General features: G+C 59.9%; 11 protein-coding genes. All 11 read right to left on the reverse strand.

Going from position 1 to position 13,770, the window contains the following annotated elements; genetic code table 11:
• Nucleotides 1–6 precede the first annotated feature (6 nt).
• A complete protein-coding gene (gene rapZ / locus I2H19_RS07750) occupies nt 7–927 on the reverse strand; it encodes an RNase adapter RapZ (RefSeq protein WP_022094878.1) in 921 nt (306 codons plus the stop codon).
• Between the two features lie 101 nt (nt 928–1,028).
• On the reverse strand, nt 1,029–1,715 hold the full coding sequence (locus I2H19_RS07755; protein ID WP_022094877.1) for an N-acetylmannosamine-6-phosphate 2-epimerase: 687 nt from the start codon (nt 1,713–1,715) through the stop codon (nt 1,029–1,031).
• A gap of 141 nt (nt 1,716–1,856) precedes the next feature.
• Nucleotides 1,857–2,822: an ROK family protein gene (locus I2H19_RS07760; RefSeq protein WP_195622263.1), complete on the reverse strand. Its 966-nt coding sequence runs from the start codon at nt 2,820–2,822 to the stop codon at nt 1,857–1,859.
• 173 nt (nt 2,823–2,995) lie between these two features.
• The gene (locus I2H19_RS07765; RefSeq protein WP_195520698.1) at nt 2,996–3,916 is read right to left on the reverse strand and encodes a dihydrodipicolinate synthase family protein; all 921 of its coding nucleotides are present in this window, start codon (nt 3,914–3,916) and stop codon (nt 2,996–2,998) included.
• A 68-nt stretch (nt 3,917–3,984) separates the two neighbouring features.
• Complete coding sequence (locus I2H19_RS07770) at nt 3,985–4,836, reverse strand: acetylxylan esterase (protein ID WP_195622264.1); 852 nt, start codon at nt 4,834–4,836, stop codon at nt 3,985–3,987.
• Nucleotides 4,829–5,806 (reverse strand): acetylxylan esterase, encoded by a 978-nt coding sequence (locus tag I2H19_RS07775; RefSeq protein ID WP_195622265.1) that lies wholly within the window; start codon nt 5,804–5,806, stop codon nt 4,829–4,831. Before I2H19_RS07775 ends, I2H19_RS07770 begins: the two co-directional genes overlap by 8 nt.
• 80 nt (nt 5,807–5,886) lie before the next feature.
• Nucleotides 5,887–6,714 (reverse strand): ABC transporter ATP-binding protein, encoded by an 828-nt coding sequence (locus I2H19_RS07780; RefSeq protein WP_006236159.1) that lies wholly within the window; start codon nt 6,712–6,714, stop codon nt 5,887–5,889.
• Nucleotides 6,715–8,730 carry a dipeptide/oligopeptide/nickel ABC transporter permease/ATP-binding protein gene (locus tag I2H19_RS07785; protein WP_035138893.1) on the reverse strand — a complete coding sequence of 672 codons (2,016 nt, stop codon included), beginning with the start codon at nt 8,728–8,730 and terminating at the stop codon, nt 6,715–6,717.
• A gap of 3 nt (nt 8,731–8,733) precedes the next feature.
• On the reverse strand, nt 8,734–9,690 hold the full coding sequence (locus I2H19_RS07790; RefSeq protein ID WP_035138896.1) for an ABC transporter permease: 957 nt from the start codon (nt 9,688–9,690) through the stop codon (nt 8,734–8,736).
• 157 nt (nt 9,691–9,847) lie between these two features.
• Nucleotides 9,848–11,461 (reverse strand): ABC transporter substrate-binding protein, encoded by a 1,614-nt coding sequence (locus tag I2H19_RS07795; protein ID WP_161144836.1) that lies wholly within the window; start codon nt 11,459–11,461, stop codon nt 9,848–9,850.
• Between the two features lie 365 nt (nt 11,462–11,826).
• Nucleotides 11,827–13,767: an excinuclease ABC subunit UvrC gene (gene uvrC / locus I2H19_RS07800; RefSeq protein WP_324252740.1), complete on the reverse strand. Its 1,941-nt coding sequence runs from the start codon at nt 13,765–13,767 to the stop codon at nt 11,827–11,829.
• Nucleotides 13,768–13,770: the final 3 nt, after the last annotated feature.

Consider the following 13,770-nt stretch of genomic DNA (forward strand, 5'->3'; position numbering starts at 1 on the left):
GCAGGCCTATGCCTTCGTGTTGGCGCGCGACAGGTCGCGGTGGGAGATGCTCACATGATACTGAGCGCCTTCCAGGTAACGGGCCGTGGCCTCGGCAATGGCAACGCTGCGGTGCTGGCCGCCCGTGCAGCCGATGGCGATAGAAAGCTGCGGCTTACCCTCCGCGATATAACCGGGCATGACCGTATCGAGCAGCTGTGTCCAAGCCTTCCAAAACTCCTGCGTCTTGGGATGGTCCAGAACAAAATCGGAGACCTTTTTATCGAGACCGGTCATCGTGCGCATCTCGGGATCGTAGAACGGATTGGGCAGGAAGCGGACGTCGATCATAATATCCGCTTCGACGGGCATGCCGTGCTTAAAGCCAAACGAGAACACGTGGACATCCATAAGCTGCTGGTCGGACAGCTCGGAAAATGCCATACGCAGCTTGTTGCGCAGCGCAGAGGTGCGCAGACGGCTCGTGTCGATAATCATATCGGCTCGGTCGCGCACGCCCTGCAGCTGAAGGCGCTCGCGCTGAATGGCATCGGCCGTAGTCTCCCCCGGCTTGGCAATGGGATGACGGCGGCGATTTTCGCTGTAGCGACGAATCAGCACCTCGTCAGAAGCCTCCAGGAACACGATGTCGCAGCTCATCTCGCGCTCTTCGAGAGCGGCGACCGCATCGAGCAACTCGTCAAACAGTCCCTGGCTACGCAAATCGCAGGTGACGGCGAGATGCCTGCCCACGCCCGTATTGATGCCGACGAGCTCGGCAAGCTGGGCGATGAGACGCGGAGGCAGGTTATCGATGCAAAAATAGCCCATGTCCTCGAACACGTGCATGGCCTGTGTGCGGCCTGATCCGGACATTCCGGTGATGATGACGATATCGGGGATGCGCTCCGAGCGCTCCGCCGCATCCATGGCATCTCCCTTTTGCATGTGTTGCCTCCCGAAAACAAGCGCGGGACCCAGCAACCCGGATCCCGCGCGGTCAATTGCCTATATTGAGTATACCGCCCCGAGCGGATACGAGGCCTGTCTTACGCCTCAAGCGCAGCCTTGAACCAACTCGTAATACTCGTGGGGTGCGTGATGGCGGTGCCGACGACAACGGCCCAGGCGCCAGCATCGATCGCGGCGCGAGCCTCCTCGGGCGTATGCACGCGACCCTCGCAAATGATGGGAAGGCCGGGGAATTCCTCGGTCGCCTGACGCAGGAGCGGCAGATCGGGGCCATCGGCCATGGTGCAGTCGATGGCGGCAACACCATGAGACAGCGTGGTGGACACCAGGTCGAAGCCCATGTCGACAGCACGACGAATATCCTCGATGGTGGCACAGTCGGCCATCAGGAGCACGCCCTCCTCGTGCAGCGGACGGAAAGTATCTTCGACGGTCTTGCCATCGGGACGCGGACGATCGGTGGCGTCGATCGCCACGATATCGGCACCCGCAGCAACGCAGGCGCGAGCGTGGCGCAGCGTCGGCGTGATGTAAACGCCCTCGTGCCCATCCTTCCACAGGCCGATAACAGGAACCTCACAGCGACCCTTAATGGCGGCAATGTCGGCAAGGCCCTGGCAGCGAATGGCGGCGGCGCCGCCGAGCTCGCAAGCGCGAGACATTTGAGCCATGGTCTCAGGCGTACGAAGCGGCTCGCCCATATACGCCTGAACGCTCACGACGAGCTTGCCCTTCAGGGACTGGATCAAAGGATCAACGGTCATGTTCGACTCAACCTTTCTCAAAAACAGCCTTCTGAGACACCGCACCTTGACGTTCAAACCGTCGCTCGCGTACCGAAGTACGCTTCGCTCCTCTTTCACGTCAATCTGCGGCACCTCAGAAGGCGCACTTGGTAGCTATGTTTATTTCAACGACGCAAGAAGGTGTTCGGCGGCACCGATGAGCGGAGCATCGCCCTCAAGAGAACCGATGAGGATCGGCGTGTCCTGAAGCGGATCGAGCGCCTGGCTGGCATAGCCCTCGTGTACCGAATCCTTCCACGTCTGTGAACGCCAATCGGGACCTTGGTGAATCACGCCACCCGAAAGCACGATGACCTCAGGGTCCAGGATGTTAGCGAGCGAGCCCAAGCTGGCACCCAGCGAAAAGCCGGCGTCATGGATGACCTCGGTCGCCTTTGCGTCGCCCGCACGGCACAGGTCGTTCACATCGCGACCGACCGAAGGACGGCTGGGGTCGACGCGACCAAAGCGCTCATCGTACATACGACCAATGGAAGTGCCCGAAGCAACCGACTCCAGATGGCCGGAACGCCCGCAGGCGCAGGGAATACCGGCGGCAGCCGAGCACTCGATGTGGCCCATATGGCCAGCAGCACCATGGAAGCCCTGCATCACGCGGCCGTTCTCGACATATGCGCCACCGATGCCCGTACCGATGCCAAGACACAAGACGGAGAACTTGCCCTTGCCGACGCCCCAGTGGGCCTCGCCCAGAGCATGAGCCTGCACGTCGCCTACAACGGCAACGGGAAGACCGAGGTCCTCGCGCAGGCGCGGCCCCAACTGAACACCGGACCAGCCGGGCATGATCTCGTTGGCATACGCGATGGCGCCCGTCTTGGGATCGACGACGCCGGCGGCACCGATACCGACGCCAAGGACCTCGACATCGGGATTCGCCTCGAGAGCAGCCTTGATGGACGCCTCGATACGTTGGAAGACGGCCTCGCCGCCCTCTTGGGCCTCGGTGGGAACCTCGGCCTCAAAAACAGGATGGGGCACACTACCGTCAGCCGGGTACTCCATGATGGCAGTCGCGATCTTAGTTCCGCCGATATCGACAGAGCAGACGTACTTGTTCTCCATGTCGCTCTCCTTAGGAGATAAAAAACAACTACAGGAAATGCGCCGTCAGGCTAGCCGTCACAGCGCGGAAAAGGTTTTCCAGGTGCCCGAGATCGCCAAGAAACCGTGTGACCATTGATCTAATGGGTCATGGCCGCACGGTTGAACGGCGAGGTCGGGTGCCCGGGGAAGCTTTACAGGAGACCGTTGTCCTGGAGGACCTTCTTAATCGCCTCGACGTTCTCGCCGGTCATGGCCTTCACCGGGCGCGGCATGGTCGGGCTGTCGAAGATACCCATGAGGTTCATAGCGGTCTTGAAGGCGCCGACGCCACCGGCATAACCCTGGACGCCCGAGGTGACATCCCAGATGTGCGAAATCTCATTGAGGCGATCCTGCTCGGCCTTGACGGTAGCCCAGTCACCAGCCTGAGCGGCCTTCCACTGACGCACGTAGCCCTCGGGCTCAACGTTGGCGAGACCCGGAACGGAACCGTCGGCGCCACCGAGGTAGGCGCCGTCGACAACAACCTCGTGACCGGTGAGGATGCTCATCGGATGGCCGTTCTTCTCGTTCTCCTGAACGAGGTAGCGGAACGAGATGTCATCACCCGAGGAATCCTTGACGCCGGCCAGAACGCCCTCGGCACCGAGCTTGGCAAGGAGCTTCCACGGGAGCTTGGTGTGGACACACACGGGGATGTCATAGGCGAAGATGGGCAGGTCGAGTTCCTCATGCAGGATGCGGAAGTGCTCCTCGACCTCGGTCATGCCCTGCAGGGCATAGAACGGGCAGGTGGCGACAAGCGCATCGGCGCCCAGCTCCTGAGCGACCTTACCGTGCTCGATCATGCGCTCGGTCTCGGTGTCGATGATGCCGACCAGAACGGGAACGCGGTGGTCGACGATACGGACGGCCTCGGAGATGATCTGACGGCGACGCTCGTCGGTGGAGAAGACGACCTCGCCCGAGGAGCCCAGGAAGAACAAGCCATCGACGCCGGCATCGATCATGCGGTTGATGCTGCGCTCAAAGGAGGCAACATCGAGCTGGTGGTCTTCGGTATCGGGAACAACGACGGGAGGGATAACGCCGGTGAATTTCTGAGTTGCCACAAGAATCTCCTTAGTTGTCTGGTGGGCAGCCCTATGCCGCCCACTCTTGTTGGCAGTGTCCAGGCCGTCTAGGCCAAAGAACACGAGTAGAACGTTTGGTTAAAAAAGTCGACGACTTCGTTTTCGAACGCATTGATGCGCTCGTGAGCGTATTTGGCATAGATGATATGTCTCCGGTCACACTCAAGACCGTTGAATACGGCAAACTGATCCTTGGGATCGCTCACGGTATCCATGAGCGATGTGCCCATGAGCACCGATCCGCGCACCCGAGACGACAGCGCCTCGAGGCCGCCAGGAAGCGGATTGGCAACCGCCGTGCAGGCGAGACCCCGCTCGTCCAGAGCAGAAACCGCCAGCGCGACTCCGCCGCCTAGACCCTCGCCCCATGCAAAGATGCGGTCGGGGTCCATGCCATCAAGATTGCGCGCCACCTTCGCCAGCGCGCAACCCCAACGGACGCGCTCGACAAAAGCGGGCGAAGAAATCCCCCGCTGCAGGTCGTCCGCACCAGCAACATCGTCATCCAGCGCGAGGACGGCATACCCCATGGCGGCAAATCTCGTCATGTGATGCCAGCCGCGCACAGGCCGATCGATATCGTGGAACATCAGGCACAGCGGCACGCGCTCAGACACTCGGGCACGACCGACAGGCTCGATCAAACGAGCGTGAATCGCATCGTCACCGAGCTCAAAGGAGACCTCCGAGTAACGGGCGCAGGGGTTAACAAAGTCAATCGCCGTAATGGCCAGGCCTTGAATCTCAAGATTCGAAGCGCATGTCTCTAAATCAGAAACATCTGCTTGGACATCACCGCGCCAGTCCCGATATTCTGCGAGCCTTGACGAAACCGTTCCAGGAATTCCCACGAGCCCGGGGACAATCAGCTCATTAACATTGCTCTCGCACTTAGACATGAGCCTCCCCTCCCTTACAGAAAAACGGAATGATCAGATCGTCAAAATCCTGAATCTCCTCGTGGCCAAAGCCTTCAAAGAACTCATGACGCTTTTCGCAGGTCAGGTTGTTATAGACCGCAAACTGCGTCGCTGGCGGGCAGACGATATCGGCTGTGCCGGTGCCAAACAGCACGGGGCATTTAACCATAGGGGCAAAGTTCTTGGAATCGAAGTACGCCAGCTTGGCATAGGCTTCGTCAATACGAGTCGAGTCCTCGTCAAACCAGCGAGACCAATAGCGCAGGCCCTCGTAGGCAATGTCGTCTGCATCCAAATCCCAGACTAGGCGGAAATCTGACAGGAAGGGATAGAGGATGGCGGCACGATTGATAAGCTCGCTGTTAAGCGCACAGGTCGCAATGCCCAAACCACCACCCTGCGACGCGCCGTTCACAAACACACGGGAAAGATCGATGCCCTCGAGCTCGCGAACAATACGGCACAGGATGCGAATATCTTGGTGCAAGCGGACATAGTAGAGGTTGGCCGGGTCGCCGTCGATGCCGGCGACGATATGCCCGGCAACCGTTGTGCCCTCAAATCCACCAATGTCCTCGGAGGGACCTCCTTGGCCGGGGCAGTCGAGGGCGATGAGTGCCATGCCCATGCCCGCAAACGACGCCTGCTCAAACCAGCTGCGGCTTGCACCCGGATACCCATGGAACTGAAGCACCAATGGCACGGGCTCGTCCGAGACGGGTTTAAGGTACTTGGCATGCAGGCGAGCGCCACACATGCCGGTATACCAGAGGTCGAAAAACCGACAGGTCGCGGAATCCGCAACCGAAGCCGCCTCAATCGCGTAGCCGAGCTCGACGGCGTCGGCCTCGGCCATGCGGTCCTTCCAAAAGAGATCGAAATCCAATGGACGGGGCATAGCGCCTCGATATTCACCAAATTGCTGTTGTAGCTCCTGAGCACTTGGCATGGCTCGTGAACCCAGCCTTTCGAAATCGCAACGGAGGTGCGCCCGGTAAGGGAACCGGGCGCACGGGAGGGAAAGCGAGGCTACTCGCCGAGCTTGGGATGCAGCAGCGACGGCGCAGCGCCGAGCAGCATCTTGGTGTAGGGGTCCTGAGGGTGCTGGAAGACCTGCTTGGCCTCGCCCTGCTCGACGATCTTGCCGCCATTCATAACGATGATGTCGTCAGAGATATAGCGGACCGTCTGGATGTCATGGCTGATGAACACCATGGCCAGGCCGAGCTCCTTCTTAAGGTCGGTCAGCAGGTTCAGAATCTGCGCGCGGACCGAAACGTCCAGAGCCGAGGTGGGCTCGTCGGCGATGATGGCATCGGGGTTCAGCGACAGGGCACGGGCAATTGCGACGCGCTGGCGCTGGCCGCCCGAAAGCTGGCCGGGAAGAACCTCGGCGGCGGAGCTGGGCAGACCGGTGAGCTCCAAGAGCTCCTTGACGCGCTTCTCCTGCTCGGCCTCGGTACCCAGGTTGTGGACGCGCATGGGGTCGAGCAGTTGCTCGCGAACGACCATGCGGGGATTGAGCGCCGTGGCCGGGTTCTGGAACACGACCGAGATGACGCGACCCATGTGGCGACGGTCCTCGGCGGTACGTTTGGTAACGTCCTTGCCCTTAAAGTAGACCTTGCCGCTCGTGGGGGCCTGCAGGCCGCACATGACGTTGGCGGTGGTGGACTTTCCGCAACCGGACTCGCCGACGATGCCGATGGTCTGTCCGGGCATGAGCTTAATCGTTACACCCTGGACGGCGTGAACCAGGTTGGGGTGCAGAATCGAGCCGGTACGGGTCCTAAAGGTGACGTGGACGTCATCAAGGAAGATGATCGGCTCGACGCCGTTGACTGCGGTCTCGCTCATCTACATCACCTCCGCGTGAGGGGTCAAACCATTTGCCTTGAGCACCTCGTCGGGGAGCTCGGAATAGAAGTGCTCGGTGCCGGGCACGCGCTTGAAGACCGGACGGGTGTCCAGGCCAATGCGCGGATGGCTCGAGCGGGGTGCGAAGCGATCGCCCTTGGGGAAATCGCGCGGGCTCGGAACGGCGCCGGGCACCTGGTGCAGGCGGCCCGAACCGCTCTCGATGGACAGGACGGAACCCAGAAGACCGCGAGTGTACTCGTGGATCGGGTTGGTGAGCAGCTCCTTGGTGGGCGCCTGCTCGATAACCTGACCGGCGTACATAACAGTGATGTTATGAGCGACCTCGGCGACCAGAGCCAGGTCATGCGAAACAAAGATCATGGCAAAGCCGAGCTTGGCCTGAAGATCGTTGAGCAGCTTGATGACCTGCTTCTGGACGGTAACGTCCAGAGCGGTCGTGGGCTCGTCGCAGATGACCAGCTTGGGGTCGCGGGTAAGGGCCATAGCGATCAGGACACGCTGACGCTGGCCGCCGGAAAGCTCGTGCGGATAGCTCTCGAGCGTGCGCTTGGGATCGAGGCCGACGAGCTCCAGGAGCTCCTCGGCGCTGCGGGTTCCGCCGCGCTTGGTGAGCTGCTTCATCTGGGCAGAGATGAGCATGGAGGGATTAAGCGAGGACAGGGCGTCCTGATAGACCATAGCGATATCGGTACCGCGCAGGCCGAACCACTCCTTCTTGCTCATCTTGAGCAGGTCGCGACCCTCCCAGAGAACCTCGCCGGAAAGATGCTCGTCATCGTCGGTCAGGCCCATGATGGCCAGCGTGGTGATGGACTTACCGCAACCGGACTCGCCCACCAGGCCCATGGTCTGACCAGGACGAACGTCAAAGTTGACATGGTCGACGACGTTGATATCACCGTGATGCTCAAACTGGATGCAGAAGTCACGGACCGAGAGAATCGGCTCAACGGACTCGTCGGGCACATGGCGATCGTCACGCTTGAGCTCGACATCGCGCAGGGCGCCAAGGCGAGCGGAGAGGGACTGGGCCTGCTCCTTGTAGGCGCGAACGGGGTCGGAGACCAGCAGGTCGGCCTCGCGACGCTTGGAGGAATCGGTAGGATCCAGGGCAGCGGAGGGAGCAGCGGCCATGGCGTCGGTAATGCCCTCGGAGAGGATGTTGAGCGCCAGGCAGGTGATCATGATGGCTAGGCCCGGGAACAGCGCCTGCCACCAACGGCCGGCGAGCACGCCGCCGCGGGCGTCGGCGAGGATGTTGCCCCAGGTAGCGGTGGGCTCCTGGATACCAGCGCCGATGAAGGTCAGCGAGGCCTCGAAGATGATGGCGTCGGCGACCAGGGTAACGGTGAAGACCATGATCGGGGCGATGCAGTTACGCAGAACATGCTTAATCAAAATCCACGGAGCCTTGGCGCCGGAAACGATGACCGCGCGGACATAGTCCTCGCCGTACTCGGACACGATATTGGCGCGTACGATACGGGCAATCTGCGGAGTGTACATAAAGCCGATGGCGAAGATGATCGACGGCACGGAGTTGCCCAGGATGGAGACGAAGACGGCCGCGAGGGCGATGCCCGGGATGGACATGATGATGTCCAAGATACGCATGATCGTCTCGGAGACGGCCTTGCGCGAAACCGCTGCAAGGGCGCCCACGACCGAGCCGCAGACCAGAGCCATGGCGGTGGCGCCAAAGCCGATAATCAGCGAGTAACGACCACCGTAGAGCATACGCGACAGAATGTCGCGACCCTTATCGTCGGTACCGAAGATAAATCCGTTGCCGGGAGCCTGGCGAGCCGTAAAGATCTCGACCGGGCTATAGGGGGCAAGAAGGGGCGCCAGAATCGCAGTCAGGGCGACCAGCACCAGCACGACGGCGGCAATCTTAGAAGACAGCGTCATCTTCTTCCAGCCACCGAGCTTGAGCCCCTTGGAGGCAGCCTTCTCAAGCTGCTCGGTTTGCTTCTCTCGAATCTTTACCATAATCTACACCGTCCTGATGCGCGGGTTGATGAGCAGGTAGAGCATGTCAACCACGATGTTGATGATGATGAAGGCAAGAGCAACGACGATGACGACGCCCTGAACCAGGTTCGCCTCGTTGCCCTGAACGCCCTGCAGAATCGCGGTGCCCATGCCGGGGAGGTTGAAGATAACCTCGATGACGACGGCGCCGCCCATGAGGTAACCGATCTTAAGACCGAGGGTGGTGACCGGGGTGATCAGCGCATTGCGAAGAACGTTGATGCCGACGACGACCTTCTCGGGAACGCCGGCGCCGCGAGCCATACGGACATAATCCTTGTCGAGCTCCTCGACCATGGCGGTACGCACGATACGAGTCATCTGGCCCGTCAGCGGAAATGCCAAGGCGATAGCGGGCATGATCATACGCCCCAGATAGCCAACCGGATTCGTGGTGAAGTGAGGCAGAGCGCCCGATGCCGGGAGCACCTTAAGGTAGGAAGAGAACAGCAGGATCAACAGAACGGCAAGCCAGAACGACGGGGTTGCCAAGCCGGCGATGGAAAAGACACGGATTACTTGGTCCGGCCATTTGTCGCGATACAGTGCCGCGATGACGCCGAGCAAAAACGAAACGACCGCACCGATGGCAAGACCGATGAAGGTCAGCTGCATCGTGACGGGCAGGGCCGTGGAGATGCGCTTGGCAACGGAGTTGCGAGCAGCACCATAGGTGCCCATGTCGCCATGGATCAAATCGCCCATATAGCGCACGTAGCGCACGGGCCAGGGGTCGTCCAGACCATACTTCTCATGGTACTCGGCAACCGCCTCGGGCGAGGCACCGTCACCCAACGCCGTGTAGGCGGGGTCGGTCTTGGAGAACGACATAAGGAAGAACACCAGGACGGTGACGCCCAATGCCATGATCGGCAGCGCCACAAGACGCCTTCCAATCAAACGTAGCAAGTTGTTCACGTTCTCTCCCCTTTCTTTTGTCGGTAGGACCAACTGGTATATGAGTACGGATACTCATTACAAGACCCGAGCGACATCGTTGCCGCCCGGGTCTTTGTTTCAACTATGAGGATACGGTCCCAACGACCGACATCCTGCATATAGACTCAAGCGAGTCTTACGCCTTGACGGTCGCAACGCCCCTGAAGGACATGCTCGTCGTGCCGATGCCCTTGAAACCATCGAGGGCCTCGCCATTGGGCGCAGTGGACGGATCGTCCCAAGAAGCGGAGACGGTCTTGACGTGGACAACGGGGTACAGAACGGCGTTGTCGGCAATGATGTCGAAACACTCGTTCCACTTCTTCTGCTGCTCGTCGCCCTCGGCGGCAAGAGCCTCGTCCATGAGACCGTGGAGCTTCTGCCACTCAGCGGACTCCTTCCACGGGCAACGGGTCTGCATCCAGACGTTGTCGCCGTACCACCAGTTGAGCAGCAGGTCGGGGTCGGCGCCGAAGCAGGAAGGATCGCCAGGGGCAAGGAGGATATCGTAGGCCTCGCCGCCGTCGATGGCGGCGTAGGTGGCCGGCGAGGTATCGGTCTGGATGGTCACATCGAAGCCGAGAGCGTCGAGGTCGTTCTTGACCTGGGCGGCCATGCCCTTAATCTGCTCGTTGTCGGTGGTGCGCAGGGTGATGGCACCCGGGGTGATGCCAGACTCCTCGATGAGCTTCTTAGCCTTCTTGGTGTCGGTCTTGTACACCGTGGAAGCCTCATGATAGTTGGTGAAGCTCTTGGGCAGGTAGCAGCTGGCAGCGGTGGCAAGGCCGGCGAAGGTGTTGCTGACCATCTTCTCGGTGTCGAGCGCATACATGACAGCCTGACGGACCTTGACGTTGTTCCAAGGCTCCTTGGCGACGTTGAACATGATGAAGCGGGTGCCGAAACCCTGAACGTTGTCAATCTTGCAGCCGGCGCTCTCGAGCTGGTCGACGGCGTCAGCGGTAACGAGCTCCATAACGAGCGTGGAGCCCTCCTGCTGAGCGGTAACGCGAGCAGTGGGGTCGGTCAGGATGCTGTACTGGATCTTCTTATCCTCGGCAGCATACTCACCGTTGTACTCGGGGTTGGGAACCAGGGTGATCTCGGTATCGGAGATAGAGTCGTACATCCAGGGGCCGGAGCCGATCGGCTGCTTGGCGCGATCCTCCTCGGTCTGGGTGGCCGGGGTAACGCGGACGATGGCCAGACGATCCTTGAGCAGGGAGAAGTTGGGGACCTTGGTCTTGACCGTCACGGTGCTGGCGTCCTTGGCCTCGATGGACTCGAAGGGCTGGAAGAACGGAGCATAGGTAGCGGAAGCGGCGCAAGCGGTGTAGGAGGCAACGACATCGTCAGCGGTGACCTCGGTGCCATCGGAGAACTTGGCGCCCTTGCGGATGGTGACCTCGAAAGTGGTGTCGTCCACAGACTTGGGATCGTCGGTGGCGAGCTCGTTGAAGGTGCTGTAGTCGTGGTAATCGATGCCGTAGAGGCCCTCGACGACGTGCCAGTTAGCACCCAGGCCCACAGCGGAGCCGGTGCTGGCGGGATCGAAGCTGGACGGAGCGTAAGCGGAACCAGCGGTGATCACGCCGCCGCCACGGTTGGCGGAATCGGTGGAGCCGGAAGCGGAACCCTCGTCGCTAGAGCTGCCACCGCAGCCAGTGAGACCAAGGCCGGCGACAGCAGCGACGCTGCCGGTGAGGCCGAGGAACGAACGCCTGGACATACCCTTGTTGATGATGGCCATGTCTTCTCCTATCAATAGAGAATCTTACTCGGGAGCACCTAGACTTGCCCCCGCGCAACTTGCGGACGATATATACCTTACCTACCGACGAACCCAACTGAGGTGCCGCGCTCGGCGACCGATACATACATACGCTTGAACGGTATTTACTACCGTTCACCGAATTCATTGACAAATGATTCGCCAGACAGTATGTATCGACGAGGTGAGATATCAGTCTTCGTCAACCCGCAGGATAGCAGAGTTGTTCACCATGACTAGTCAAACGTTTTAGCGTTAATAAAACCCGAAACCAGCATGCAATCATGGCGAAATAAATGGTTGAAAATCACGCAATCATGTATATCAGTAGTTTAGGCTCGTGTTTAGCTATCGGAATGGCCAGCCGCCGCCTCGGCGCGCTCGGCATTCCACGCAACGAGCGCCTCGTGGACCGCCTTGGCAACATCGGCAGGTATGCCGCGAACTTCCGCGATCTCTTGCTCGCTCGCCGCGCGCAAACGCTTCATCGAACCAAAATGGCGCATAAGGGCACGTTTTCTGGTGGGTCCCACGCCTGGAACGTCATCGAGTACCGAAACTGTCATGGCTTTATCGCGCAACTCACGATGGAATGTGATTGCAAAACGGTGCGATTCATCGCGCACCTGTTTAATTAGATAGAGCGAAGCAGACCCGGTCGGCAGCACGACGGGAGTCTCGTCCCAAGGCACAAAAACTTCCTCATCGGCCTTTGCCAAGCCACAAACTGGTATATCGAGCCCAAGAGCCTCAAGTTGCTTGATCGCAGCGGTCAATTGCGGCTTACCGCCATCGACAACGAGCAAATCGGGGCGCGAGCCAAAACGCTCGTCGGCCATGCGCTCGGGAGCATAGCGTCGTCCCAAAACCTCGGACATCGACACGAAGTCGTTTGCCTCGTCCAATTCGGCCTGAATTTTAAAACGACGGTACTGGCTCTTGTCGGCGCGTCCGTTGGTAAACACCACCATCGAGGCGACGGTAAAGGTTCCATGCAGCGTCGAGATATCGAAGCACTCGATACGCATCGGCGGCGCCGGCAGCGCCAGCGCGCTTTCGAGCTCCAGGAGCGCTTGATTGGTGCGGTCGTCAGCGTACCCCGTTCGCATCATGTAGCGCATGAGGGCATGGCGCGCATTTTTGGATGCCATATCGAGCAAACGGTGCTTTTCGCCACGCTGCGGCCTATGGAGATGGCAGGAACGCTCGCGCTTGCCTGCAAGCCACTCCCCCAGCGCCTCCGCATCCTCAAGCTCGACAGAGAGGTTTATCTCAGCTGGAATATCAGCCGTCTCGTCGTAATAGCGCTTAAGAAAGCCCGATTGAAGTTCCTCTTCGTCGACATCCAAACCCTTATCGAGAATAAACTCGCAGGTTCGAACCGTTCGACCCTCACGCACGACAAAGACGCAAGCGGCGGAGATGGTCTCCTCGCGATAGAAACCGATGACATCGATATCGACACTGGAGGGAAAAACGACTTGCTGACGGTCGTCCAGACCCCTGATGACCTCCAAACGACGTTTGACGCGTGCCGCGCGCTCAAAGTCGAGCGCCTCGGCGGCATCCGTCATCTCGGAGGTCAGCTCATCGACGACATCCTTGCGATGGCCCGACAAAAAGCGCTCGACACGCTTGACGTTCTTGGCATAGTCCGTAGGAGAAATCGCGCCGACACACGCACCTGGGCCGCGCCCGACATGGTAGTCGAAGCAGGGACGCCCGTTTTGCGCGCAAATCATATTGACGATGTCTTCCTCGCCCTTGTGGGACTCGACGATACGACGACAACGACGCCACTCCGCACAAGAAGCCGAGCAGATCGGGATCACCTTGCGCAGCGTGTCAATGGCCTCACGCGCCGCGCGGCTATCGGTATAGGGACCAAAATAACGCGTTCCCGGCTTATGACGCTCGCGCGTGTATTTGATAGCGGGATACAGGTCGCCCTTTGTAATGGCGATAAAGGGGTAGCTCTTGTCATCCTTGAGGTCGACGTTAAAGTACGGATGGTACTGGCCGATCAGGTTGCGCTCGAGTACAAGCGCCTCATGCTCGGTTTCGACAACGATGTAGTCAAAGCTCGCAACCAATTGCATCATGAGCGGTATTTTTTGGCGCTCATCCTGCAGCGTCACGTACTGGCGCATACGGGAACGCAGGTTTTTCGCCTTGCCAACGTAGATGACATCGCCCTTGGCATCCTTCCAAAGGTAGCATCCGGGCTGTGTGGGAACGCGCGAAACCTGCTCGGCAAGCGTTGGAATGTTGTCGTGACCGGCCACACG

The organism is Collinsella aerofaciens (assembly GCF_015560135.1).
In the GTDB taxonomy this organism is placed as follows: Bacteria; Actinomycetota; Coriobacteriia; order Coriobacteriales; family Coriobacteriaceae; genus Collinsella; species Collinsella aerofaciens_AN.